Consider the following 26,357-nt stretch of genomic DNA (forward strand, 5'->3'; position numbering starts at 1 on the left):
CAAAGTTAAAAATAAAAAGTTCGGCAATTTTGCCGAACTTTTCTTTTTATATGTAACAGGAATTAAATTCCGTCAATGATTTCATTCAGAACAGTACTTGGTCTCATGGCTGCATAAGTTTTATATGTATCTGTCTTATAATAACCGTCAATTTCCTGCGGTTTACCTTGAGCACCGATCAATTCAGCATTGATTACGTCCTCATTTTCCTTCATTGCCTCTGCAATCGGAGCAAACTGTTTAGCCAATTCAGCATCAGAAGTCTGGTTTGCTAATGATTCAGCCCAATACATTGCCAAGTAGAAGTGAGAACCTCTGTTATCAATCTGTCCTACTTTTCTTGCCGGAGATTTGTCTGTAGCTAAAAACTTAGCATTGGCTTCATCTAATGCATCAGCTAAAACCTGTGATTTTGTATTTCCCTGAGTTTGTGCCAAATGTTCCAAAGAAGCCTGCAAAGCAAGAAACTCACCTAAAGAATCCCATCTCAGATAACCTTCTTCGATGAACTGTTCAACGTGTTTCGGGGCAGAACCACCCGCTCCTGTTTCGAATAACCCACCACCGTTCATTAATGGAACAATAGAAAGCATTTTTGCAGAAGTTCCAAGCTCCAGGATTGGGAAAAGGTCTGTTAAGTAATCTCTTAAAACATTTCCTGATACAGAGATCGTATCTTTTCCTTCTCTTGCTCTTTTTAAAGTTTCGGTCATGGCATCTTTTACATCAAGGATTTTGATATCAAGCCCGTTTGTATCATGATCAGCTAAATATTTTTCAACTTTTTTGATCATTTCTCTGTCGTGCGCTCTTCCTTTATCCAACCAGAAAATTGCCGGAGTATCAGAAAGTCTTGCTCTGTTAACCGCTAATTTTACCCAATCTTGGATTGGAGCGTCTTTTGTCTGACACATTCTGAAAATATCTTCTTTTTCTACTTTCTGAGAAAGAAGGATATTTCCGTTTTCGTCCTGAACCTCAATACTTCCGTCAGCGGATGCCTGAAATGTTTTATCGTGAGAACCGTATTCTTCAGCCTTTCGAGCCATCAAACCAACATTCGGAACAGAACCCATTGTAGTAGGATCCAATTTTCCGTGAGCTTTCATATCATCAATTACAGCCTGATAAAAACCTGCGTAAGACCGATCCGGAATAATGCACACCGTATCTTCTTCGTTTCCGTCTTTATTCCACATTTTTCCTCCGCCTCTTACCAATGCAGCCATAGACGCATCAACAATAATGTCAGAAGGAACATGGAAGTTGGTAATTCCTTTATCTGAATTTACCATCGCTACTCTTGGACCGTTGGCTAATGCAGCTTCAATATCACCTTTGATATTAGCTTCCTGCTCATTTCCTTTGATTTTTTCAAATAAGTCAGCTAGACCGTTATTTGGATTGATGTCTAAAGATTTAAAAGTATCCGCATATTTAGCAAAAACATCTTTGAAGAAAGTTTCAACAATAGCTCCGAAAATAATAGGGTCAGAAATTTTCATCATCGTTGCTTTCAAATGAGCAGATAACAAGACGTTTCTGTCTTTAGCTTCCTGAATTGCTTTTTCAACGAAAGTTTTCAAAGCATTCAAATTCATTACGGAAGAATCAATAACTTCTCCAGCCTGAAGAGCAGCGAAATCTTTTAATTGAGTTTCAGAACCATCATTTCCTTTAAATACAATTTTAAATTTTGTTGCGTTTTCTACTGTTGTTGAAGTTTCTGTTCCGTAGAAATCACCGCTTTCCATGTGAGCAACATCTGTTTGGCTGTCTGAAGCCCAGTTGCCCATTCTGTGAGGATTTGCTTTTGCATAGTTTTTAACGGCTTTTGGAGCACGTCTGTCAGAATTTCCTTCTCTTAACACAGGGTTTACAGCACTTCCTAAAACTTTAGCGTACTTCGCTTTGATCGCTTTTTCTTCATCATTTTTAGGCTCTGCCGGATAATTGGGAACCGCAAAACCTTTGGACTGCAATTCTGCGATTGCTTCATCTAACTGAGGTGCAGATGCAGATATATTGGGTAGCTTGATAATATTTGCATCAGGTTGAGTAGCCAATTGCCCCAGTTCAGCCAAAGCATCACCAATCTTTTGATCTTCTTTCAAAAACTCCGGGAAGTTAGCAAGGATTCTTCCGGACAAAGAAATATCAGGAACGGCAATCTCAATATTTGCAGATTTTGTAAACGCTTTTACAATCGGTAAAAACGAGTGTGTTGCCAACATAGGAGCCTCATCCGTAAGTGTGTAATAGATTTTTGATTTTTCTGACATTATACTGTTCGTTTATTGTTTGAAATTTAAGATTCACAAATTTAGTTAAATTTTAAATTCTTTAATTTAATTATCAAGGAGATTTTCCAATTTAAGATTAATTTAACCTTTATATCATAGGAAAAATTTTCTTTTATGACTAAATTTGAAAAACTTTAAAAAATAAATTATGTCAAAAATTACCCTGAAAGGAAACGAAGTAAATACTATAGGAAATCTTCCTGAAGTTGGTTTTACAATCAGAGATTTTGCTTTACTAGATGCAGGTCTGAATGTAAAAACTCTTGAAAATTTTGAAGGAAAGAAAAAAGTATTCAATATTTTCCCAAGTATTGATACGCCTACTTGCGCATCTTCTGCAAGAAAGTTCAATGAGCAGGCTTCTGCATTAGACAATACGGTAGTTATTAATGTTTCTAGAGATTTGCCTTTTGCATTAGGAAGATTTTGTGCTGCCGAAGGTTTGAATAATGTAGAAACATTATCAGATTTCAGAAGCAGTTTCGGAGATGATTATGAAGTAACAATCACCGATTCTCCAATGAAAGGACTTCTAAGCCGTGCCGTGATCGTGACGGATGAAAATAATAAAGTAGTCTATACTGAGCAGGTTTCGGAAATTGCTGACGAACCAAATTATGATGCAGCTTTAGCAGCATTAAAATAAAAACTTAAAATAGAAAGCCTTATGAATAGATTCGTAAGGCTTTAATTTCCATAATCAAAAATCTAGACAGTGAAACGCTCCGGAACCGCTACATTACCTCTTCACTACGGCAAAGTACCACCTTGGCTGTATGAGCGTATGTCGATTCTCGGGCTTTCAATTGTAGAAGTCATTCTTGCAGATTACGGAAAAAACGAAGTTCTCAAAAGGCTCGCAGATCCGTTTTGGTTTCAGAGTTTTGGTGCGGTGATGGGCATGGATTGGCACTCTTCAGGAATTACAACGTCTGTGATGGGCGCTTTGAAACGAAGCATCAATCCTCATTCTAAAGAGCTTGGAATTTATATATGTGGTGGTAAAGGTAGGTTTTCAAAAGAAACACCCAACGAATTGTTGGTGATTGCAGACAAAACCGGACTCAATGGAAATGAGCTGGTTAGAGCAAGTAAGCTTTCTGCAAAAGTTGATAACACAGCAATTCAGGATGGTTATCAGCTGTATCTTCATAATTTCATTTTGTCGGATGAAGGGAGCTGGTCGGTTGTTCAGCAGGGAATGAATGACTTAGACAGAACAGCAAGACGTTATCATTGGCATTCAGAAAATATGGAATCTTTTGTTGAAGAGCCTCATAAAGGAATTCAGGGAATCAATCGTGGAAATATTCTGAATCTGACAGCCAGTGAAGCTCAGGAAAACCGCAAAGGTATTCTGGAGATTTCGCACACCAACTCAGAGAAAATCATGCAGGATTTTGCAAATCTGATTCTGCCTGCTCATCACGATGTACGTGCTTCGGATGTAGATCTGAAAAAACTGGGAACACTTCTTTATATGACCAGAGAAAATCAGCCCGAAAATTTCGAAGAATTGTTGCTGTTGAAAGGCGTTGGTCCCAGAACTTTACAAAGTCTTGCTTTGGTAAGTGAAGTTATTCATGGTGCTCCTTCAAGGTTCAGAGATCCGGCGAGATTTTCTCTTGCACATGGCGGAAAGGATGGTCATCCGTTCCCGGTTCCTATTAATGTATATGATGAAACAATTTCAATTTTACAAAAAGGAATTGAAAAATCAAAGTTGGGAAATTCAGATAAATTAAAGTCTGTTAATCATTTACATAAGATAATTTCTGATGCTGAGAAAAATTTCACTCCGGATTTTGATATTAATGATGTAATTGAAGAAGAAAGGCAAAACTCATGGCGTTTCGGAGGAAAAACCGTTTTTGGTGATGCTAAAAAACCTGCCGACACAAAACCTATTCAGCTTTCTCTGTTTTAGTTACGCCTTTGCTGAATTTATCTCTATTTTGAATTGAAAAACATCTATGTTTTTGTAGAATTTATAGTTTTTTCGATAAATTAGATCCGACGGTAAAATATTTCACGCTCTATTCCAATAAAAATTTTAATTTTAAGACTCAAAAAACGAATTGTGAGTAATAAAGCTTTAGAAATATGTTATGATTTCCCGTTTTTCTTAGAAGAAGAGCTTGAAGAGATTTTTCAGGCACATCAAAGAGTAAGCTTTCAGAAAGGAGACTTTATTTTACAGGAAGGAAAAACAGCCAACGAGTATTATATTTTGGAGAAAGGTTTAGCTCGTTCTTTTGTAAATGATTTCAACGGAAATGATGTAACAATCACCTTTTTTACAGAAAATGAAATTATTATTGAGGTCTCATCACTTTTTCAGAGGATTCCGACTCAGGAAAATATTGTCTGCATTACAGACTGTGAATGTTGGAAATTTAGTTTTGACAGTTTTCAGGAGCTTTTTCATAAAATTCCTAATCTCAGAGAATGGGGAAGGGCATGGATGTCGCAGCAGCTTTTCATCGGGAAACAGCGTTCCGTTGAAATATTTACGCTTTCAGCTACCCAACGCTATCTTAATCTTTTAGAGCAAAAACCTCATGTCATCCAGTTTGCGCCTCTTAAGCAGATCGCCTCTTATCTTGGCATTACAGATACCTCATTAAGCAGGATCCGAAAAGAATTGGTTTCTCATCCCACAAAAAATTAAAACTTGTCTTATGGCAAGTTGTTTTTTTGGATTAAACTCTAAATTTGAATCAATAAAATACAGTTTATCATATAATTTTTATCAATTAAAATTTATATAACCATGAAAATAATTAAAACAATAGTATTCGCCATTTTCGCTTTGATGTTTATCAATGCCGGCTTAGATAAATTTTTACATTATATGCCTGTTCCGCCAATGCCGGAAGCGCTTCAGAAAGTGAATGAAGCAATAATGTCTCTCCATTGGCTTATTCCGTTAGTCGGTTTTATAGAACTGCTCAGCGGAATTCTAATTCTGATTCCTAAAACAAGAGCATTGGGTGCTGTTATGGTTTTTCCGGTAATGGTAGGCATTATTTGCCACAATGCGACTTTTATGCCTGAAGGATTGATGATTTCAGGAATTTTCTTTATCATTAATCTATGGATTCTTTTTGATAATAAAGAAAAAATTAAAATGCTGATCAATTAACTGTTAATTCTATGGATACACCACAATCAACAAAATTAGACATTATCATTCCTGCATTTCGTGGTCACAGCCAAAATTTTCTGATGGCTCTGGATCAAATTTCTGAGGGAGACGCTTTAAAAAGAATAGAAGGAAAAACCAATCACATCATTTGGATGGCTGGGAATTTTCTTGACATGCGCTATGCCATGGGAAATGTTTTAGGACTTAATGAGGAGTTTGAATTTAAAGATTATTTCTTTCAGGGAAAAACTCTGGATGAAAATTTAGATTACCCAGCCTTGAAACAGCTTAAGGAAAGTTTTCATAAGATTTCTCCTTTGGTATACAGGAAATTATTGGAAGTATCGGATGAATATTTAGATAAAGCTTTTCCGATGGGAATGAATATTGATTTTTTTCCGGAAACTGTGCTGAATTTCGTTGGAATGTGCATTGGAAGAGAAGATTATTTGTGCGGACAAATAGGATTGATGCGCAGAATCTTAGGATATGAAGGCATGAAATATGATTTTGACGAAAATATGAAATATTAACATTTAAAAATAATATCATGGCTAAATTAAACCCTTATTTAAATTTTGATGGAAAAGCAGAAGAAGCCTTCCGTTTTTACAAATCTGTTTTTGGAGGCGAGTTTGTGGGAGAAATTCATAAGATGGGAAATGCTCCGGGAACTGAAAATCTATCAGATGAAGAGAAAAACAGAGTAATGCACATTGCCCTTCCAATCGGAAATGATCTGTTGATGGGATCGGATATTATTCCGGGTTTCGGACAGACACTGAATATTGGAAACAATAATTATGTTTCGGTTTTCCCGGAATCCAGAGAAGAAGCAGAGTTGCTTTTTAAAGGACTTTCTGAAGGAGGAAATATAGAAATGCCTTTAGAAGATCAGTTTTGGGGAGATTATTTTGGAAGTTTTCAGGATAAATACGGAATTTATTGGATGATTAATTATAACGAAGAATACACAAAATAACCCTATCTTTAAAACTAAATGATAAGAATTGTGCAGAAATAAAATCAATTTAAAATAATATTATGGAACCTATAAAAATAGATATTACCATTTTGGCTCCCGTGGAAAAAGTATGGAATTATTATAATGATCCGCAGCATATTACCCAATGGAATTTTGCTCATGAATCGTGGGAATGTCCACACTCGGAAAATGATCTTCGGGTAGGTGGAAAGTTTAAAAACAGAATGGAAGCAAAAGATAAAAGTTTCGGATTTGATTTTGAAGGAACTTATGACGAAGTAAGTTCTTATCAGAGAATTAAATATCATCTGGACGACGGAAGAAAGGTTGATATTGTTTTTGATGAGCTTGATGCCAATACAACAAATATTGAAATAACTTTTGATCCCGAAAATCAAAATTCTCCGGAAATGCAGCGAGAAGGTTGGTATGCAATACTGGATAACTTTCACAAACATGTAGAAAATAATTAGTAATTTCTTACCACATGATCAACTTAGTAATCATGGCAAAAAGTTTACGTTTGTTTTCACAGGCGGAGCAAGAGCAATATGGTTTGTTTTTAGAAGGACTTATTGCAGCGCCGGCAAGGCGTGCATTGGCAAATGAGAAAATAGATTCATGGGAAAAACTTGCAAAATATTCAGAAAAAGAAATTATGCAGTTTCACGGATTTGGGAAGAATACGATGAAAAAACTCAAGATTTACATGCAGGAGAATCAAATTTCCTTTAATAACTAATACTGTTAGTTAATGTCGAAATACTATTTAAATAAACGATACTAAATTCAAACTAAGCAATATGAACAACAATATTTTCCCTTGTCTGTGGTATGATGGGGATGCAAAAGAGTCAGCAGACTTTTACTGTACAGTATTTAACGGGAAAATTACTGCAGATACACCTATGGTAGTCAATATAGAAATCTTCGGTCAAAAGTTAATGTTGTTGAATGGAGGACCGCATTTTACAAAAAATGCGTCAGTTTCGTTCATGGTTATTTGCGAAACGGAAGATGAGGTTCAGAAATACTGGGATCAGCTGACCGATGGGGGAATAACTTTGATGGAGCTTGGTGAATACCCCTGGAGTAAAAAGTATGGTTGGGTTCGCGATAAATTCGGTGTTACTTGGCAGGTTTATCTCACCGGAAACAATGATGTGGAACAGAAAATAATTCCAACTTTGATGTTTATTCATCAGAACAACGGCAAAGCGATGAAAGCGATGGAGTTTTACACAAATATTTTTCCTGATTCCAAAATTGGAAGTATTCTGAGATACGGAGACGGAGTAGGAAACGAAACTCATGAAATTCCTGAAAATATACAGCATGCCCATTTTGAGATCAATGGATATTCATTCTTTTGTATGGATAATTCTTACGATCATCAGTTTGATTTTAATGAGGGAATTTCTATGGTTGTGATGACAGATAATCAGGAGCAGACAGATCATTACTGGAACAATTTAATAAGCGGCGGTGGGAGAGAAAGTATGTGCGGATGGCTGAAAGATCAGTTCGGATTCAGCTGGCAGATTGTTCCTAAAAGATTGATAGAGTTAATGAACGCTTCAGATCAGGAAAAAGCACACAAAGTAGTAATGTCAATGATGAAAATGCAGAAAATTATCATTCAGGATTTGGAAAACGCTTACAATTCTTAAATATTTGGCTGAAAGCTTGATTTTGGAGGTCGGAATTAATATTAAGTCTGAAAATAACTTCCAACATCCAGCTTCAATCATCCGACTTTTTTCTCTTCGGCTTGCTGTTTGATAGTATTCATGAAAAGATTTGCTTATGAAAACACAGAACAAGTCAGACGCTAAGTCAGAAGTTCCGCAGGAAGGTCTGTTTCCTGAAATTATTCGAGAAAATTACAGAGGAAGCGATAAATTACTTAACAAAAAAGCCCTGATTTCCGGTGGCGACAGCGGAATCGGACAGGCGGTTGCAGTACATTTTGCAAGAGAAGGAGCTGATGTTGCCATTATCTATAAAGAAAGCGATGACGATGCTAAAGAAACCCAGAAACTGGTAGAAAAAGAAGGTAAAAAATGTCTCTTGCTTAAAGGAGATATTTCCAAAAAAGCTTTTAGGAATAAGTGTCTGGATAAAATTAAAAATGAATGGAAGACATTGGATATTCTTGTCAATAATGCTGCAATTCAGTTTCCGAAAAGTGATGTTGATCAAATTACTGATGAGCAGATTAAAGAAACTTTTGATGTCAATATACTTTCAATGATTTCTTTTACCCGCGATTCTTTAGCATTGATGAAAAAAGGCGGAAGAATTATTTGTACTACTTCCGTTACGGCGTATCGGGGAAGCGATCATTTAATTGATTATTCTTCTACCAAAGGTGCAATTGCAACTTTTATACGTTCTTTAGCAACAAGCATTGCAGAAAAAGGAATTCTGGTGAATGGAATTGCTCCCGGACCAATCTGGACACCCCTTGTGAAAGAAACTTTTGATGATTTGTCAACTTTTGGAAAAGACAATCCGTTAAAAAGAGCAGGACAGCCTTCTGAAGTTGCTCCGGCTTATGTTTTTCTCGCTTCAGAAGATTCAAGTTTTATTACAGGAGAAATTATTCATATCAATGGAGGAGATTTCGTAGGAGGATAAATTAGTTTGTAGTAAACCAAATATTATTAAATGAAAAAATTACATTACGAAATAAAAATAAATGCCGAACCTGAAAAAGTGTGGACTACACTTTGGGAAGATATGCATTACAGGCAATGGAGTTCTGCTTTTTGTAAAGGATCATTCTATCAGGGAACTTTGGATGAAGGGTCAACCGTAAAGTTTTTTGACCCCGAAAATAATGGAATGTTTAGCAGAGTGATAAAAAATATTCCCAATCAGGAAATGGTTTTTCTTCATCAGGGTGAAATTCATGATGGAATTGAAATTCCCCAGGATTGGGAAAACGCTACGGAATCATATATTCTGGAAGAGACTGAGAACGAAACAGTTTTGAAGGTTGAAGTAAATTCTTCCGAAGAATTTGAGAGTTTTTTTGAGGAAGCGTTTCCAAGAGCATTGCAAAATGTGAAAAACCTTGCAGAAAACCAGCTTTAATTTACAATATCTAAAACGAATAATTATGGAAACTCTATCGTACGAAATTATTATCAACGCTTCTAAAGAGAAAGTCTGGGATGTTCTTTGGAGCGGAAATACCTATGCTGAATGGACTCAGTTTTTTGGCGCAGGTTCCCAAATGAGAACAGATTGGAAAGTAGGAGGAAAGACCTATTTTGTGAATGCTGAAGGCGAAGGAATGGTTTCTATCATTGATAGTCTCGAAAAACCTGATCAGATTATTTTTAAGCATTTGGGAATGGTTGATAAAGAAGGAAATGAAGATACTCAAAGCAAAGAAATTATGGAATGGAGCGGATGTTTTGAAAAATATATCCTGATTGATTATGAAGGAAAAACAAAACTTCATGCCGAGGTACAGACGCATAAACAATGGGAAGATCACATGAATTCGGGATTTACACAAGGTTTAGAAGTCGTAAAAAGACTTGCTGAGTCAAACTAATATGGCTTGAATATTTTATATAAAGAGGTTTTCCCGAAAAGCCTCTTTTTTTATTTATCTTTAAAAAATATTGTCGTATAGATGATGATTATCAAAATTATAAAATCATGAAATTGTTACTCATTCTTTTCATCACCTTTATTGCCGCACTTTTAGCAACCAAAATTTTTCAGGATAACTGGGATTTTCTCTTTTCAGGAAACCTGGGCATGGCAGTTTTCATTATTTTCACAGGATTATCTCACTTTAAATTTCAAAAAGGAATGGCAATGATGATACCTGATTTTATTTCGGCAAAGATGTTTTGGGTTTATTTTACAGGAATTCTGGAAATAGCAGCGGGAATAGGATTAATGATCCCTTCTTTAAGAATGATGACGGCAATATTTTTGATTATTTTTCTGATATTGGTATTTGTTGCAAATATTAATTCTTCTCAAAAAAACATCAATATTTTCAAAGCAGATTTTTCAGGACCTGGTATGAATTATTTATACAGAGAACGCATCCCTATGCAGATTATCCTTATTTTGTGGACCTGGTTTTTTGGAATTTATCTGTAATTAATCATAAATAGCCTTGCCCGATTTTAATAAGGCTGAAATCGGTTTTTTCAATTTTCAACTCTCGCAGAAATTCTTTATTTTTGCATATCTAAAAAAGTAAAGTAAAGAATGAATTCCTACAAAAATCCATTGGAAGAACGCTACTCCAGTGAAGAAATGTTATTTAACTTCTCACATAACAACAAATTCCAGAATTGGAGAAAACTTTGGATTGCTCTTGCTGAAATCGAAAAAGATCTTGGTCTTGACATTACAGACGAGCAAATCGCCGAGTTGAAAGCCAATGCAGAAAATATTGATTATGATGCAGCGGCAGCTTACGAGAAAAAATTCCGTCATGATGTGATGGCTCATGTTCACGCTTATGGTGACGTAGCACCTTCTGCAAAAGGAATTATTCACTTGGGAGCAACTTCCGCATTTGTAGGAGATAATACCGATTTAATTCAGATCCGTGACGGACTTTTAATCTTAAAGAAAAAGTTGGTCAACGTAATGAAAAATCTTTCAGATTTTGCCATTCAATACAAAGATTTACCAACTTTAGGATTTACACACTTTCAGCCGGCTCAGTTAACGACTGTCGGAAAAAGAGCAACACTTTGGTTACAGAGTTTGGTTCTTGATATAGAGGAACTTGATTTCTTTTTAGAAACTCTGCGTTTCAGAGGTGTGAAGGGAACAACGGGAACAGCAGCAAGCTTCTTGGAGCTTTTCAACGGAGATTATTCTAAAGTTAAACATTTAGATAAAGAATTGTCTAAAAGATTTGGTTTCGAAAAAGTTTTCGGAGTTTCCGGACAGACTTACGACAGAAAAATCGATGCGAAAGTTGTTGCTTTATTAGGAAACATCGCACAATCGGCTCATAAATTCACCAACGATATACGTTTGCTTCAAAATTTAAAAGAAATTGAAGAACCATTCGAAAAGAATCAAATCGGTTCATCGGCAATGGCGTACAAGCGTAATCCGATGAGAAGCGAAAGAATCGGAGCATTGGCAAAATATGTAATGTCTTTAACGACAAGTTCTGCAATGGTCGCTTCAACACAATGGTTCGAAAGAACTCTGGATGATTCTGCAAACAAGAGATTGACGATTCCTCAGGCTTTTTTAGCGGTTGATGCAATCTTATTAATCTGGAACAACATTATGAACGGAATTGTGGTGTATCCTAACAGAATCAACAAACATATTATGGAAGAGCTGCCTTTCATGGCGACGGAATACATCATCATGGAAGAAGTGAAAGCTGGTGGCGACCGTCAGGAAATCCACGAAGTAATCAGAGTTCATTCTATGGAAGCGTCCAAAAAAGTAAAAGAAGAAGGAAAAGAAAATGACCTTATTGAAAGAATCTTAAATGATGATTCATTGAAATTAGATAAATCAAAATTAAAAGAAGTGCTTGATCCTAAAAACTTCATCGGTTTTGCACCAATTCAGACGGAAGAATTCATTGCCAATGAAGTTCAGCCGATTATTGATGCCAACAAAGATTTGATAGGATTGGAAGCTGATCTTAAAGTATAATATGGTATGCAGTCCTTTTGGGCTGCATATTTTATTTAATTTTTGACTTACGATTTAATTTATTCCGGAGGAATAAAATCTGTGTAGAAAAAGCGGCTGTTGTGATGGCGGCATTCCGTAGGAATGCTATCTTTGTAAAGATGATGAAAATAAAATTTTATGCCCAACACCTATACACAAATTTACATTCAGGTTGTTTTTGCTACAAAAGGACGTGATATTAAAATTAAATCAGAGGTACGAGATGAAATTGAGAAATATATTTGTGGAATATTTCACAATAAGAAACAAAAGGTATTAGCAATTTATGCAAATCCTGATCATTTACATATCTTCTTTAGTTATAAAAATTTGCAGATAACAATTCCTGAATTGATAAAAACAGTTAAGATTGAGTCGACAAATTTTATAAATGAGAAAAAACTTTGTTTAGGCAAATTTTCCTGGCAGGAAGGTTACGGTGCTTTTTCTTATGCAAAGAGTCAGAAGGAAAAAGTTATCAATTATGTTATGAATCAGGAAAAGCATCATTATAAGAAAAGTTTTAAAGAAGAATATCTTGAAATGTTGAATGCTTTTGAAATTGAATTTAAGAACGAATATTTGTTTGAATTCTATGATAATGGAAAATGATTTTGTAGCTGAAAGAAAAAGATAGCAGTCCTACGGACTGCCCCATCCTTACAAACGGGATTTCTACACAGATATGATTCCTAGCGGAATCAGCTTGAAGATTTGTAGTAAAAATCATTCCAGAAGACTGTTATCTGTGTAGCAAACAATAAGTATCAATGAATTGCAGTCCGTAGGACTGCTATCCAATCAATGGTTTAATGATTTTAAATCAATGTCAATTAAATTTGACAAAAAAATAATTAAAATAAATCTAATAAATATCTGACATCTAATGTCTCAAAACAAAAGAATTTTCGTAGAAAAAAGAGGAATTTTCGATGTAGAAAGTCCAAAAATTTTTGATGAAGTAAAAGCGGTGGTTCCATCTGTCAAAAGTGTAAAAGTTTATAACATTTACGATATTTTCGGATTAAATGACGGCGAGTTTGAAAAAGTGGTTAACAGTACTTTTGTTGATCCGGTTACTGATATTCTAATCGAAGAAAATCCTGCAAAAGGAATTCATTTTGCATTAGAATTTTTACCAGGGCAATACGATCAGCGTGCAGATTCTGCCCAACAATGCATCGCTTTACTGACTGGAAATGAGAAGTCTAAAGTAAGAAGCGGAAAACTAATTGAGTTCGAAGGTGTTTCCGAATCTGATTTAGTAAAGATCAAAGACCTTTTAATCAATAAAGTAGAATCTCAGGAAAAAGATTTAACCATTTTAGATATTCCTGCGGAAGAAACACCGTCAAAAGTTATTATCCACGAGAATTTCATTAACTGGAGTACTGATGAACTAACTAATTTTTACAATAATCACGGTTTTGCTTTAGGGTTGGATGATTTGAAATTCATTCAGGAATATTTTAAAACTGAACAAAGAAATCCTACCGAAACTGAACTTAAAGTTTTAGACACGTATTGGAGTGATCACTGTCGTCACACAACATTTGAAACAGAGTTGTCAAATATTGAATTTGAGGGACAGTTTAAACATACATTAGAGACCATTTTCAATGATTATATTGAGAAAAGAAAATTCTTAGGACGTGAATTGAAACCTATTTCCTTAATGGATCTGGCGACCGTTTGCGGAAGATATTTCCATAAAACAGGTCAGTTGGAGAACTTGGTGGTTTCTGACGAGATCAACGCCTGTACAATCCAGATTGAAGCGGAATACGACGGTAAAAAAGAACCTTGGTATTTATTATTCAAAAATGAAACACACAATCACCCGACAGAAATTGAACCTTTTGGGGGTGCTTCAACTTGCTTAGGGGGTGCAATCAGAGATCCTTTGTCCGGACGTTCTTTCGTTTTCCAAGCGATGAGATTAACCGGTGCTGCAGATGTCTTGGAACCGGTTGACAAAACTTTGCCGGGTAAATTGCCTCAAAAAACAATCACAAAACAGGCTGCAAATGGCTATTCTTCTTACGGTAACCAAATCGGTTTGGCGACTACAATGGTTTCTGAAATTTATGATGAAGGCTACAAAGCGAAAAGAATGGAAGTTGGTTTCGTTGCCGGAGCCGTTCCTGTAGACTGGGTAAGACGTGAAAAACCTGCAAATGGTGATTCCATCATTATTTTAGGAGGAGCGACTGGTCGTGACGGTGTTGGTGGAGCAAGCGGAAGTTCGAAAGAACAGGACGAAACTTCGATTCACACGATGAGTTCTGAAGTTCAGAAAGGAAATGCCGTTGAAGAGCGTAAAATCCAGAGATTATTCAGAAATCCTGAAGTGACGAGATTGATTAAAAAGTCTAATGACTTCGGAGCGGGAGGCGTTTCTGTAGCTATCGGTGAAATTGCTGATTCTTTGGAAGTTAATTTGGATGTTTTACCTTTAAAATATGAAGGTTTGAACGGAACCGAGCTTGCTATTTCTGAATCTCAGGAAAGAATGGCAGTTGTGGTTGAACCAAAAGATAAAGAACAGTTCATCAAGTTCTGTGAAGCTGAAAATATTGTGGCTGTTGAGGTTGCAAAAGTGACAGATTCCGGAAGGATGCAGATGTTCTGGAAAGGTGATAAAATTGTTGATCTTTCGAGAGCGTTTTTAGATACGAACGGTTGTTCAAAAAGTCAGGAAGTTAAGATTACTCACTTGAATGAAGTAAAAGAAGAAACTCTTGCATTCAATGAAGAGAATTTTTTAAAAGTATTAAGCGATAAAAATGTTGCTTCTCAAAAAGGATTGCTGGAAATGTTCGATTCATCAATCGGTGCAACTACAGTTGCGATGCCTTTAGGTGGAAAATATCAGCAGACTTTGATGGAAGGAAGTGTTCAGACATTGCCGATTATCGGAGCAAAAGACATCGAAACCGTTTCTTTAGCGAGTTGGGGATTTGATGCCGAAATTTCTAAACAGAATTCTTTACTGGGAGCTTCTTATGCCGTGGTTGAAAGTGTGGCGAAAATCGTTGCGATGGGTGGTGATTATAAAAATATAAGATTCAGTTTCCAGGAATATTTTGAAAAGTTAGGTCAGAATCCTGAAAAGTGGGGGAAGCCTTTAGCGTCTCTTTTGGGTGCTTATGATGCTCAGATTAATTTTGGTTTAGCGGCAATTGGAGGTAAAGATTCAATGAGTGGAACGTACCAGGATTTGAATGTTCCGCCAACCTTGATTTCATTTGCTTGTGCTAATGGAGAAAAGAAAAATATCATCTCTCCGGAATTTAAACAGGCAGGTAATAAACTGTATTTCTTCAATCATATTCCGCAGGAAAACGGACTGCCAAACTATAATAAATTGAAAGCAGTTTACGAGTTAATTTTCGAAAATATCAAAGCTGGAAAAATCGTTTCTGTGAAAACTGTAAAAGATGGTGGAGTTGCAGTTGCTTTGGCAAAGATGAGTTTTGGAAACAGATTGGGAGCTGACATAAATATTGCTGATGAAAACATTTTATTAGCTAAAAATATCGGAAGTCTAATCATTGAGGCAACTGAAGAATTAAGTCCTGTTGAGCTTCAATTAATTGGTGAGGTTAAAAATTCAAATATTCTCAAAATCAGTAATTTTAGTTTTGAAATCGAAAAATTACTTGAAGCAAATGTATTTACTTTTGAAAACCTATTTCCAACCATTGAAAAAGAAAAAATTACGGTTAAAATTGATGAGAAATTAAACTCGATCAATCCAAGAAATATCATTATCAAGAAACACGGATTGACGAAGCCGAGAGTTTTCGCACCTGTGTTTCCGGGAACAAACTGTGAGTATGATACATTGAATGCTTTTGCAAAAGAAGGGGCAATTGTCAACAGTTTACCATTGAAAAATATCAATCATCAGTTGCTTGATGAAAGTATTGATGCGTGGATAAAAGAAATTAAACAGTCACAAATCTTAGCATTCTCCGGAGGGTTTTCTGCGGGTGACGAACCGGACGGTTCTGCGAAGTTTATCGTGAATGTTTTAAAGAATGAAAAGATGAGAAATGCCGTTCACGAATTGCTTGACAGAGACGGAATGATTGTCGGGATCTGCAACGGTTTTCAGGCATTGGTGAAATCAGGATTGCTGCCTTATGGAAGAATTAAGGATTTAGATGAAAGTTCTCCGACTTTAGCTCACAATGCTATCAGAAGACACATTTCTCAGATGGTGAATGTGAAAGTGTTGAATGACGAATCGCCTTGGCTGAAAGGAATGAAAGATCAGGTATATACGATTCCTATTTCTCACGGTGAAGGCCGTTTTATAGCTTCGGAAGGTGAAATTCAGAAGTTGTATGAGAACGGACAGATTGCCACGCAGTATTTAGATTTAGACGGAAATATTGCTCACGGACTGCCGTTTAATCCAAATAATTCTTTGTTTGGGATTGAAGGAATAACATCTCCTTGCGGAAAGATATTTGGCAGAATGGGTCATCCGGAACGTTTTGCAGAGGGACTGATGAAAAACATTCCAACCGTAAATTATCACAATATCTTTAAAAATGGGGTGGAGTATTTTCAGTAAGAACTAGCCTTAAAATTATAAGTTTTTATCCTAACGGGCTCAAAATCCGTTAGGATTTAACAGATTCGCAAAGACATATTTCCAATAAACTATCATTCCAACAGCTACAGAAAGTATTGCTGTCAAAATAACTGCTCCTGCTGAAATATCTTTGATAAAACCAATTCTCTGATCAAATTCCGGCTGAATAAAATCGCAGATTTTTTCTATGGCTGTATTGAATATTTCTGCCGCCAAAACGGCAAAAGAAACAACGAGAATGAAAATTGCATCAGTTTTGGATAATTGAAGGTAAATAATGAGAAAAATATTAGCAGCAAATGCCAACAGTTCAAGCTGAAAATTTCTCTCGGATCTGATCATTAGAAAAAGACCACGAAAAGCATTCAGAAAACTTTTATGAAGAGGCGGTTTGCGCATTTTTGTTATAAAATAAGTCTCTTTAAGGGTTTTTAGATGTCATTCTTATATCTTGCAATATTCTGCATCAAAGATAAACTTATTTTGATGTTTGTTAATAACTCGTTATATTATTTTTCTTTATCTGTTTTCTATTTATTATATTTGTAAAAACTTATTTTAAATCTATGAAATTTATTGTTTCAAGTGGTGAACTGCAGAAGGCTTTACAAACTGTAAGTGGTGTAATATCAAGTTCTCAGTCGAGACCGATTTTAGAGAATTACCTTTTTGAGCTTAACGAAAACAACCTTACCATTACTGCATCTGATGGCGAAACAACCTTAATTACTTCTTTGGAAGTAAAGTCTGATGATTCGGGTAAATTTGCTGTTCCTGCGAAAATTTTTCAGGATTTTATAAAAACTTATGGCGAACAGCCTCTTACTTTGGCGGTAAAAGACAACGCTGAAGGAACAGGAAGCCAGCTTGAAATTTTAGACGAAAAAGATAACTTTGCTGTTGCTCTGGACAACGCAGATGATTATCCTGATATTCCTGAATTTGACGCTTCACAAAGTGTTACGATGGCTGCAGGAATTTTGTCTGAAGCTTTAACCAATACCCTTTTTGCAACCAGTAACGATTCTCTTCGTCCTGTGATGACTGGAGTTTTGTTTCAGTTTGGTGAAAATGAGACCAATTTTGTGTCTACAGATTCCCACAGATTGGTGGTGTATAAAAGAACGGATCTGATGAATGCCGAGCCAATGGAATTTATCATGCCTAAAAAACCATTGAATATTTTTAAAAATATATTGGCTTCTTCCAACGAAGATGTGACGATAGATTTTAACGAAAATATGGCTAAATTTACTTTCGGTCAGCATATCTGGATTTGTCGTCTGATTGATGGAAAATACCCGAATTATACTGCGGTAATCCCGAAAGAAAATCCTAATGTTTTAACAATTAACAGAAACCTTTTATTGAGTGCGATCAGAAGGGCTTCTATCATGTCTAATAAATCTACCAATCAGGTGAGGTTTAAGCTTTCAGGAAATATTCTTCACCTTCATGCAGAAGATACGGAATATGCAAACAAAGCAGATATGCAGATCCCTTGCGATTATAACGGCGAAGATATCAATATTGGTTTCAGTTCTAAGTTTCTGACAGAAATGTTGGGAATTTTAGGAGCAGACGATATTACGATGAAAATGTCTCAACCAAACAGACCTGGAATTATTGAGCCGCTTGACGGGCTTGAAGAAAACGAAAATATCTTAATGCTTTCAATGCCTGTAATCGGATTGTAAGATTAATAAAACAATATAATAAAAAAAGGATTTCAAATTTGGAATCCTTTTTTTATTTTAATGATTGTTTGTCATATCTAAAGCTTAATTTTAGTATGATTATTACAAAACAAAAATCCGTTTCAAATTTATTGAAACGGATTTCATTATATTTTATTAAAGTTTATTTCGTTAAATCAAGACCTCCGAAATTTCCGGAACTCATCATCATATAAACTCCCTGCGTTTTGTCTAAAGTGTTCCAGTACTGATGTAATTCCTCCGCATTGGTAAATACGGTGAGATTTTTGTTTTTAAATTTCTCTTTGATCAAATCGGGAGAAATAGGTTCCATTCGCTTAATTTTAAGCGCATCTTCAGAATAGAATACGACAGCATGGTCTAATCCGTCCATAGCATGGTCATACTGCTCAAGAAAAACAGGATTGAGGCTTGAATAGGTGTGAAGTTCCAGGAAACCATATTTTTGCTCATCTTTAAATTGTTCACAAAAAGCTTTCACTGCAGCTTTTACTTTACTTGGAGCGTGCGCAAAATCTTTATATAAAATGCCTTTATCGTCTCTTTCTACTTTTTCCAGACGTTTTGATGCTCCTTTAAAGCTCATAATTGCCTCATAAAATTCTTCGTCCATAATTCCTAAAGTCTGACAAATATGTCTCGCTCCCTCAAGATTCAGCAAATTATGGGCTCCGAAAACAGAAAGCGGAATGTCTCCCATTTCAGTTTTCAGTAAAACTTTTCCGTTGGCAATCTCATATTCCGGGGTCTTGTAGGGCATTTTTCTGAAGTAGTTTTCAGCATTTTCTACTACTTTCACAACCTCAGGATCTTCTTCGTTATAGACTAAAACACCACCCGGTGTAATACTGGCAATAAATTTTCTGAATTGTTCCACATAATCATCAAATGTTTTAAAAACATTGATATGATCCCATGCAATCCCGCTCAGCAAAGCGATATTTGGCTGATATAATAGAAATTTGGAACGCAGATCAATAGGAGAAGACAGATATTCATCACCTTCCAGAACCATAAAATCATTATCCTCCGTCAATTTTACCATACAGTCAAAACCTTCAAGCTGTGCACCTACCATAAAGTCGACTTCTTTCTGATGAAAATTCAGAACGTGAAGAATCATAGAAGTAATAGTGGTTTTACCGTGTGATCCGGCAATTACAACTCTTGTTTTGGTTTTTGACTGTTCGTAAAGAAACTCAGGGTATGAGTAAATTTTCAGACCTAATTCTTTTGCTCTTGCCAGTTCGGGATTATCCTGATGAGCATGCATCCCCAAAATAACAGCATCAATATCTGAAGTAACTTTTTCGGGAAACCAGCCCAATTCTTCGGGTAAAATTCCCTTTTTTTCCAGTCTGGATTTTGAAGGTTCAAAAATAGCATCGTCTGAACCTGTTACATGATATCCTTTGTCTTTCAGAGCAATGGCAAGATTGTGCATGGCGCTTCCGCCAATAGCGATGAAATGAGTTCTCAAATTTGTGTTAATTTTTGATTTTTTTATTGATAATTTTCTGGAAAGCTGTTACAATATTTCTCCAGTTAGTTTCATAATTTGGCATTATTGCACTTCCGTCATTTTTGCTTCCTTCATTTGCTCCTTTCTTTATATTGATAGACGTGGTGATATTATCATACATTTTCTTATGATCTTCCTGAATCTGTCTGAAATTATTTTTAGACAAAACTTCATTAAGATTTTTAATTTCTGAATTTGAAACTTTAAACGTCTTCTTTACCTTTTTTTCCTGTCCTTCAAAAGAATAAAAAGCTTTGTTGTTTTTAATCAAAAGATTTTCGTAGGTAGGAGCAAAGCCTCCGCTACGGGAGAAACTGATGTCATAATCCGAGTAAATTTTCTGGTTATTGCAGGAAACTGCGAATAATATTACTAAAATAATTCCTAAAATCTTTTTCATCGATCTTTAGTTTTGAGATTTATTCTGTTCAGATTTTTTAGCTTTAATCTCTTCATCATAAGTGTGAAGCACATTGAAGTCTTCCGTCTGCTCAATAGCAGTCATGATTTTGTGAAGGATTTCCTGTGCATTTTCGTTGTCATAATCAATGTCTAATGGTTTTTTAAATTCCATTGTTGGTTTTACACCAGTTACTTTTACACGGAGTCCTTTCTTGTCAAATGCTCTTCTGAATCCGTTTATTTTAATCGGAATAACGATCGGTCTCTGGTTTTTGACCAGCTTGGCGGTTCCCTTTCTGCCTTGTGCAAAAGCAGCAGTAGTTCCCTGAGGAAAAGTGGCAACCCAGCCATTATCCAAAGCCTTCATGATATTATCAATTTCATTAAGGTCAACCATTCTGTTGACATTTTTGCCTTCTGCTCTCCAGGTTCTTTTTACCGTTACTGCGCCTGCAATTTTAAAAATTTTAGGAAGAATGCCTTTATTCATGGTTTCTTCCGCTGCAACGTAATAAAAGTCTACTCTTGGATTCAGCAGATAAATAGGATTTTTAATTGTATTGAGATATCCGTTGTTTACGGCACAAAATGCATGATACATTGCCGCCACATCTGCAAAATAAGTCTGGTGGTTGGAAACAAAAAGCACATTGGAATCGGGAAGATCTACCAAATTTTCTGTACCTGTGATTTTAAGTTTGTTGAAACCATTAAATCTTCTGTAAGAAATAATTCCCAGAATAAAAATGATTAATCTTTTTAAAAAATAAGGTGTTCCGAATGAATCGGTGAAAATGTTTTTCTTCGCCATATTTCAATTAAACATAATATTTGCAAAGTTACATTTTTTTAATCAACTGGCTGAATTCACTTAGAATCATTGCTGTTGCTCCCCAAATGATGTATCCGTTGAAATTAATTACCGGAACCTCGTGTCCTCCTGCTCCCGGAAGTGCCATTATTTGAGGTGTATCAGAAAGATTCAGAAACGATGTTATAGGAAACTCAATAACTTCAACTGCTTCAGATTCCTGCAAAATAAATTCAGGATTTCTTTTGGTGTAAGAAATATAAGGATAAACGTAAAAATTACTCGGTGGAATATAGATAGGTGACAAATCGCGGATGATCTTCACATAAGGTTTTTCAATACCGATTTCTTCGGAAGTTTCTCTGACGGCAGTTTCAGCAAAATCCTGATCCATTTCTTCTCGTTTTCCTCCGGGAAGAGAAATTTGTCCGCTGTGTCTGTCATGCTGATTCACAGATCTTACAATTAGAGGAAAATGCCATTCATTATTTTTAAGGTATAAAACAATATTTACTGCTGCAAATTTTGGATTTTTTTCTAAAATCTGCTCATGACTGAACAATGGTCTGTAAGGCGGAGAGAAAATTCCGTGTGCATTCTGACCTTCAAGAGAAGCATTTTTTATTTTTTGTAATAAATCTTTTCCAAAACTTTCCATATTCAAATTTACTAATATATCCTGATAAATAGGGAAAAACTGTGGCTGACTAATTTAAAATTTTAGAAACTACCGGACATAGTGTTTTCACGGTATATTTTGTAACTGTAATATGGTATAAAGGATTTCTGTAAATGGTTACAAATAGCATGGTAATTGGTGATTTTGTTAATTTACAAGATTTACATGATTTTTGTCATGTTTTATAGTTCTAGCTTTGTATCACTAACCAACAAAAAATTTCACCATGAAAAAATTAGTTACCGGAGCTTTCGCTTTATTATCAGCCAGCTTCATCTATGCACAAAGTACTAATAGTTCAAACACGGTTTCCCAAGACGGAAACAACAATTCAGCTACAGTCTCGCAGAAAGGTCTCGAACAAATTAACGAATCTACACAGACCGGAACTCTCAATTCTGTAAATGTAACCCAAAAACATCAGTATAATGAAGCTGCGACTGTACAAAACGGACTAGGAAACAACGCGACTGTTGTACAGGGAATTGCCTGGGCAAACAAAAACTATGTCACTCAAAATCAGGATGGTATTTTGAATAATGCTAGTGCTACTCAGGACAAAACCTACATGAATGAGATCAATCAGGAGCAGGACGGAATGCTAAATGAAGCTACAGCTTCACAAAGCGAAGGTTCTAGAATGTATATTGACCAAATTCAAAACGGAATGGGCAACTCGGCTACTGCTTCGCAGGTCGGAGATTCAAGCCCGGCAAGCTTAAGTGCAGATGCTAATGATATTTATCAATGGCAGGATGGTCTTTTCAATTCTGCATCTGCTTCACAATCCGGATGGAAAAATGATCTGGATCAGATTCAGGATGGAAATTTTAACTCTGCAAACTCAAGCCAGACTGGTTATTTTAATATCGCCAACCAATCTCAGACCGGAAATTTGAATGACGCTGATGTAATGCAGGAAGGAGATGAGAACTCTTCTATGCAGACTCAGGCGGGAAATAATAATGATGCTGAAGTTCTTCAGGATGGTAACAATAACATGGCAACACAAACTCAGACAGGAAACGGAAATGATGCTTATCTTTCTCAGGTGGGAGATATGAATTCCGGCACACAAATTCAGAGTGGGAATAATAATGATGCTACCGGCGAACAGCAAGGTAATTCAAATATGTTATCTTCTACACAGACAGGAAATGGCAATGCAGCGTATGCTTCCCAAGTTGGAAACTCAAATTCAGCAATGCAAATTCAGACAGGAAATAACAATAACGCATCCGGCTATCAGTTAGGAAACGGAAACTCATTATCATCTTCACAGATCGGAAATGGTAATATGGCTTACGTTTCTCAGGATGGTGATTCCAACCAGTCTTCTTCTGTACAAACAGGAAATAATAATGACGCTTGGGCTTATCAGACAGGGCTTTCTAACCAGTCTACTCTTATCCAGACAGGTAACGGAAATTATCACATGGGCACACAAACAGGTAATGGAAATTCTATCACAGTAACACAAAACTAGAGTTTCTTTCAAATGTATAGGAGAGCAATCTCCTATACATTATACCAAAAAAAGGCTATGAAATCAATTGTCATCATATTATTGCTATGTTTTCCGATGGTGTTTTTTGCACAGCAGAATATTTCTTTCGAGAAAATCAACAGCCAGAATATTCTTCACTTATATAGTGAAGGAAAGATAATTGATAACTCCGTTAATACAGTTGTGCAAATCGGAAATTACAATGATGTGAAAGTTTATGATAAAAATCCTAAAGAGCTTACGATTGTTCAGCAGGGAGATTACAATACAACACTTTACATCAATGCAGGAAATAATCCGACAAAAGCATCTGTAAGCACAAGAGGAGACAATAATTATATTGATATTACGGGAAGCAACAGTATTTCCGAAAAGATGAAAATCAATATCAATAACAGTAACATGACCATTTTTGTAAGAAATTACTAGCCATGAAAATTCGTTTTTACTTTTTCGTTTTGTTTTTGCTTAGTATGAGCAGCATTTCTGCACAATACGAGAATCTGAGCGGAAAAATGAAAGCGAGAATCATTTCTGAAAACGCAGATGGTCTGTATAATTTTGCGGCAACAGCCGAAAACAATTCGGAAATCCATTACCCAATCAAATACATTCTTTTAGCTTTAAAAAAAAGCAGTACCGGAAATACATCTACTAACAAACAGGAAGGCAAATATGTGGTGAAGCCCGGCGAAACCCTTAAGCTTTCTGAAATAAAAACCAATCTTGATAAAAATGATGCATTGAAGGTATACCTTTTTATAAAAGATGAAGAAAACGACAAAGTTATTTCTAAAGACAGCATTGAAATTAATCCTGAAAAATCAGCAGCTAAAAAACCTCAGTATATTCCTGAAAATGATATAGAATTAGTAGGTCTTACGATAGATGAAACCCGTACCAAAATAGGGAAACATTATTACGATCAGTTTTTTATGTATTATCTTCAGAACGATAGAAAATTTCCGGGAACCGTAAAAATTGTAGAAATTCCGGGACTGGCAAGAAGTACAAGAATATCAGTTTTTTATAACGATCAGGAAATTTACAATTTCAATACAACTCCGGATGAGGAGACTACAGAAAACGAAGCCAGAAATACTTTGGAAATTTTAAAAAGAATCACATTACCTAAAAACGAATTGTTAAAAAGTTCAACTTAAAAACTTTAATCATGAAACTCTTTTTTAGCGGATTACTATTTCTTGTTACCACAAGCAGTATATTTTCCCAGCAACTGGTTTATACACCAGTCAATCCGGCATTCGGAGGCAATACATTCAATTATCAGTGGCTGCTCAGTTCGGCTACTGCCCAAAATCAGTTTGATGACGATAAAGGGAATCTCTTTTCTAATCAAAGTTCATTAAGCAGTTTTACTGAGAGTTTAAACAGACAGCTTCTCAGTCAGCTTTCCACAAAATTATTCGGTGAGCAGTTTGGCGACGGAGATCTTAAACCGGGAACGTACGTTTTTGGTTCTATGTATCTTGAAGTTATCCAAACCAGCAGCGGAATGATGATCAAAATTCTAAACACCAGTACCGGTGAACAATCTGAAATTGTAATTCCCGGTGCTAACAAATAATTTATACCATGAAAAATCTAGTTCAATATCCAAAATTTTGGGTAACGATACTGTTGATTTTTTTGGTGTTAAACAGTTGCAGTACATTATTTAATTTACCAACAGACAGCGAAAGATCAACTTTAGGAGAAGTTACTCAGTACACATCCAAGATTAAAAATCTTCCATTACCAAACGAAAAAATAGTTGTAGGGGTGTACAAATTCAGAGACCAGACTGGTCAGTACAAGCCATCAGAAACAGGAGCCAACTGGAGTACCGCAATTCCTCAGGGAACAACTACAATACTTCTGAAAGCTCTTGAAGACAGCAAATGGTTTACACCCATTGAGAGAGAAAATATAGGAAATCTTCTCAACGAAAGACAAATCATTCGTACCACACGAAAAGAATATATGCCGAATCAGAGTAATGAATCTGGCAATCTTCCTCCGCTTTTATATGCAGGAATTATTCTTGAAGGTGGCGTTATTTCTTATGACACCAACATTATGACGGGTGGAGTGGGAGCAAGATACTTCGGAATCGGAGCGTCAACGCAATACCGTCAGGACCGTATCACTGTTTATCTTCGTGCAGTTTCTACCCAAAGCGGAGAAATTCTTAAAACAGTATATACCTCAAAAACAATTTTGTCTACCAGTATCAACGGAAGTTTTTTCAGATACGTGGATACCGAAAGGCTTTTTGAAGCTGAAGCAGGTTTTACACAAAACGAACCGGTGCAGCTTGCGGTAACCGAGGCTATTGAAAAAGCAGTACATTCTCTGATTGTGGAGGGTGTGAGAGACAGAGTTTGGAGCAAAAGAGTACATGATCCCAATAAATTTACACGAATTATTGAAGAATACAATGCTGAACAGAATAAAAATAATGACCGGTTGATCGGGGATAAATTTCCTGTGAGCCAAAGAGGAAAATCTTCTTTATTTGTGATAGCAGAAGGCACTCAGATCAAAGGTGATTATGCCAATCCTAAAATGAATATTGGCGGAAAAGCGGGCTTTAAATATTTTATTACAGATCATCTGAATGCTGAAGCCAATGTTGGTTATCTTACTTTTGAAAACGAAAATATTTATCAGGCAAATGTTTTTACTACAGAAGCCAATATTGAATATCTTTTATTTCCTAAATATAAAGTTACACCTTATTTGTACGGGGGTTTAGGCTCATTGTTTTTTAAAAATAAAAATGAATTTAAGATGCAGCTTGGTGGTGGAATAGAATATCTTTTTTCTAAAAGCTTGGCGGTGAGAATAGGAACGCAGTATGATTTCGGATTCAACGACGGATGGGACGAATATGTCGGCGGAAAACGAAATGACCAAAGTATAAGAGTTGGTCTTGGATTGAACTGGTACATCAACAACAGACCTTTCAAAAAAAACTAAATC

Annotated in this window: 28 protein-coding genes; 22 read left to right on the top strand and 6 right to left on the bottom strand. The window is 35.8% G+C overall.

Features of this window, described 5'->3' with window-relative positions; all coding sequences use genetic code 11:
* Positions 1–62: 62 nt before the first annotated feature.
* On the bottom strand, positions 63–2,282 hold the full coding sequence (locus AC0NBN_RS14485; protein ID WP_160812039.1) for an NADP-dependent isocitrate dehydrogenase: 2,220 nt from the start codon (positions 2,280–2,282) through the stop codon (positions 63–65).
* A 169-nt stretch (positions 2,283–2,451) separates the two neighbouring features.
* On the opposite strand from AC0NBN_RS14485, the gene tpx reads away from it, so the two are divergent.
* The 16 genes from tpx to AC0NBN_RS14565 all read left to right on the top strand — a co-directional run bounded on the left by tpx (position 2,452) and on the right by AC0NBN_RS14565 (position 16,712).
* The gene (gene tpx, locus AC0NBN_RS14490) at positions 2,452–2,949 is read left to right on the top strand and encodes a thiol peroxidase (RefSeq protein WP_160812040.1); all 498 of its coding nucleotides are present in this window, start codon (positions 2,452–2,454) and stop codon (positions 2,947–2,949) included.
* A 69-nt stretch (positions 2,950–3,018) separates the two neighbouring features.
* Positions 3,019–4,230 carry a DUF763 domain-containing protein gene (locus tag AC0NBN_RS14495; RefSeq protein ID WP_160812041.1) on the top strand — a complete coding sequence of 404 codons (1,212 nt, stop codon included), beginning with the start codon at positions 3,019–3,021 and terminating at the stop codon, positions 4,228–4,230.
* 153 nt (positions 4,231–4,383) lie between these two features.
* The gene (locus AC0NBN_RS14500; protein ID WP_160812042.1) at positions 4,384–4,974 is read left to right on the top strand and encodes a Crp/Fnr family transcriptional regulator; all 591 of its coding nucleotides are present in this window, start codon (positions 4,384–4,386) and stop codon (positions 4,972–4,974) included.
* A 102-nt stretch (positions 4,975–5,076) separates the two neighbouring features.
* Positions 5,077–5,448: a MauE/DoxX family redox-associated membrane protein gene (locus AC0NBN_RS14505; protein WP_143883446.1), complete on the top strand. Its 372-nt coding sequence runs from the start codon at positions 5,077–5,079 to the stop codon at positions 5,446–5,448.
* Positions 5,449–5,459: 11 nt separating this feature from the next.
* The gene (locus AC0NBN_RS14510; protein WP_160812043.1) at positions 5,460–5,984 is read left to right on the top strand and encodes a DinB family protein; all 525 of its coding nucleotides are present in this window, start codon (positions 5,460–5,462) and stop codon (positions 5,982–5,984) included.
* A 17-nt stretch (positions 5,985–6,001) separates the two neighbouring features.
* On the top strand, positions 6,002–6,433 hold the full coding sequence (locus AC0NBN_RS14515; RefSeq protein ID WP_143883448.1) for a VOC family protein: 432 nt from the start codon (positions 6,002–6,004) through the stop codon (positions 6,431–6,433).
* 62 nt (positions 6,434–6,495) lie between these two features.
* Positions 6,496–6,909 carry an SRPBCC family protein gene (locus AC0NBN_RS14520; protein WP_160812044.1) on the top strand — a complete coding sequence of 138 codons (414 nt, stop codon included), beginning with the start codon at positions 6,496–6,498 and terminating at the stop codon, positions 6,907–6,909.
* Between the two features lie 32 nt (positions 6,910–6,941).
* Positions 6,942–7,178 carry a helix-hairpin-helix domain-containing protein gene (locus tag AC0NBN_RS14525; protein ID WP_474468679.1) on the top strand — a complete coding sequence of 79 codons (237 nt, stop codon included), beginning with the start codon at positions 6,942–6,944 and terminating at the stop codon, positions 7,176–7,178.
* 61 nt (positions 7,179–7,239) lie between these two features.
* Positions 7,240–8,106 (top strand): VOC family protein, encoded by an 867-nt coding sequence (locus AC0NBN_RS14530; RefSeq protein ID WP_160812046.1) that lies wholly within the window; start codon positions 7,240–7,242, stop codon positions 8,104–8,106.
* A gap of 136 nt (positions 8,107–8,242) precedes the next feature.
* Entirely contained in the window at positions 8,243–9,076 is an 834-nt protein-coding gene (locus AC0NBN_RS14535) for an SDR family oxidoreductase (protein WP_160812047.1), read from the top strand.
* A 30-nt stretch (positions 9,077–9,106) separates the two neighbouring features.
* Complete coding sequence (locus tag AC0NBN_RS14540) at positions 9,107–9,535, top strand: SRPBCC domain-containing protein (RefSeq protein WP_143883453.1); 429 nt, start codon at positions 9,107–9,109, stop codon at positions 9,533–9,535.
* Between the two features lie 25 nt (positions 9,536–9,560).
* Positions 9,561–10,004, top strand: coding sequence for an SRPBCC family protein (locus AC0NBN_RS14545; RefSeq protein ID WP_160812048.1), 444 nt, complete (start codon positions 9,561–9,563; stop codon positions 10,002–10,004).
* Between the two features lie 107 nt (positions 10,005–10,111).
* Positions 10,112–10,567, top strand: coding sequence for a DoxX family protein (locus AC0NBN_RS14550; protein WP_160812049.1), 456 nt, complete (start codon positions 10,112–10,114; stop codon positions 10,565–10,567).
* A 111-nt stretch (positions 10,568–10,678) separates the two neighbouring features.
* Entirely contained in the window at positions 10,679–12,106 is a 1,428-nt protein-coding gene (purB, locus tag AC0NBN_RS14555; protein ID WP_160812050.1) for an adenylosuccinate lyase, read from the top strand.
* Positions 12,107–12,265: 159 nt separating this feature from the next.
* Positions 12,266–12,739, top strand: a complete 474-nt coding sequence (locus AC0NBN_RS14560; RefSeq protein WP_160812051.1) for a transposase — start codon at positions 12,266–12,268, stop codon at positions 12,737–12,739.
* A gap of 274 nt (positions 12,740–13,013) precedes the next feature.
* Positions 13,014–16,712 carry a phosphoribosylformylglycinamidine synthase gene (locus AC0NBN_RS14565; RefSeq protein WP_160812052.1) on the top strand — a complete coding sequence of 1,233 codons (3,699 nt, stop codon included), beginning with the start codon at positions 13,014–13,016 and terminating at the stop codon, positions 16,710–16,712.
* A 39-nt stretch (positions 16,713–16,751) separates the two neighbouring features.
* On the opposite strand, the gene AC0NBN_RS14570 is transcribed toward AC0NBN_RS14565, so the two are convergent.
* Positions 16,752–17,132: a diacylglycerol kinase family protein gene (locus AC0NBN_RS14570; protein WP_160812053.1), complete on the bottom strand. Its 381-nt coding sequence runs from the start codon at positions 17,130–17,132 to the stop codon at positions 16,752–16,754.
* A 167-nt stretch (positions 17,133–17,299) separates the two neighbouring features.
* Here AC0NBN_RS14570 and dnaN point away from each other — a divergent pair, with 167 nt between their 5' ends.
* The gene (dnaN, locus tag AC0NBN_RS14575; protein ID WP_143883460.1) at positions 17,300–18,430 is read left to right on the top strand and encodes a DNA polymerase III subunit beta; all 1,131 of its coding nucleotides are present in this window, start codon (positions 17,300–17,302) and stop codon (positions 18,428–18,430) included.
* Between the two features lie 163 nt (positions 18,431–18,593).
* Here dnaN and AC0NBN_RS14580 read toward each other — a convergent pair whose 3' ends face one another.
* From AC0NBN_RS14580 to AC0NBN_RS14595, 4 genes are read right to left on the bottom strand one after another with little or no spacing between them, the layout of a single operon-like run.
* Positions 18,594–19,931 (bottom strand): Mur ligase family protein, encoded by a 1,338-nt coding sequence (locus AC0NBN_RS14580; RefSeq protein WP_160812054.1) that lies wholly within the window; start codon positions 19,929–19,931, stop codon positions 18,594–18,596.
* 7 nt (positions 19,932–19,938) lie between these two features.
* Positions 19,939–20,373 carry a hypothetical protein gene (locus AC0NBN_RS14585; RefSeq protein WP_160812055.1) on the bottom strand — a complete coding sequence of 145 codons (435 nt, stop codon included), beginning with the start codon at positions 20,371–20,373 and terminating at the stop codon, positions 19,939–19,941.
* 6 nt (positions 20,374–20,379) lie between these two features.
* Positions 20,380–21,186 carry a lysophospholipid acyltransferase family protein gene (locus tag AC0NBN_RS14590; RefSeq protein WP_143883463.1) on the bottom strand — a complete coding sequence of 269 codons (807 nt, stop codon included), beginning with the start codon at positions 21,184–21,186 and terminating at the stop codon, positions 20,380–20,382.
* 28 nt (positions 21,187–21,214) lie between these two features.
* The gene (locus AC0NBN_RS14595) at positions 21,215–21,844 is read right to left on the bottom strand and encodes an NUDIX hydrolase (RefSeq protein WP_160812056.1); all 630 of its coding nucleotides are present in this window, start codon (positions 21,842–21,844) and stop codon (positions 21,215–21,217) included.
* 247 nt (positions 21,845–22,091) lie between these two features.
* Between AC0NBN_RS14595 and AC0NBN_RS14600 the strand changes: the two genes are divergently transcribed.
* The 5 genes from AC0NBN_RS14600 to AC0NBN_RS14620 are packed head-to-tail and all read left to right on the top strand — an operon-like array spanning position 22,092 to position 26,354.
* Positions 22,092–23,351: a hypothetical protein gene (locus tag AC0NBN_RS14600; RefSeq protein WP_160812057.1), complete on the top strand. Its 1,260-nt coding sequence runs from the start codon at positions 22,092–22,094 to the stop codon at positions 23,349–23,351.
* Positions 23,352–23,408: 57 nt separating this feature from the next.
* Positions 23,409–23,801 (top strand): hypothetical protein, encoded by a 393-nt coding sequence (locus tag AC0NBN_RS14605; RefSeq protein ID WP_143883466.1) that lies wholly within the window; start codon positions 23,409–23,411, stop codon positions 23,799–23,801.
* Between the two features lie 2 nt (positions 23,802–23,803).
* Positions 23,804–24,535, top strand: a complete 732-nt coding sequence (locus tag AC0NBN_RS14610; protein ID WP_160812058.1) for a CsgE family curli-type amyloid fiber assembly protein — start codon at positions 23,804–23,806, stop codon at positions 24,533–24,535.
* Positions 24,536–24,546: 11 nt separating this feature from the next.
* Positions 24,547–24,960 carry a curli production assembly/transport component CsgF gene (locus AC0NBN_RS14615; protein WP_160812059.1) on the top strand — a complete coding sequence of 138 codons (414 nt, stop codon included), beginning with the start codon at positions 24,547–24,549 and terminating at the stop codon, positions 24,958–24,960.
* Positions 24,961–24,968: 8 nt separating this feature from the next.
* Entirely contained in the window at positions 24,969–26,354 is a 1,386-nt protein-coding gene (locus tag AC0NBN_RS14620; protein ID WP_160812060.1) for a CsgG/HfaB family protein, read from the top strand.
* Positions 26,355–26,357 lie beyond the last annotated feature (3 nt).

The sequence above is a fragment of the Chryseobacterium sp. L12 genome (genome assembly GCF_056133985.1).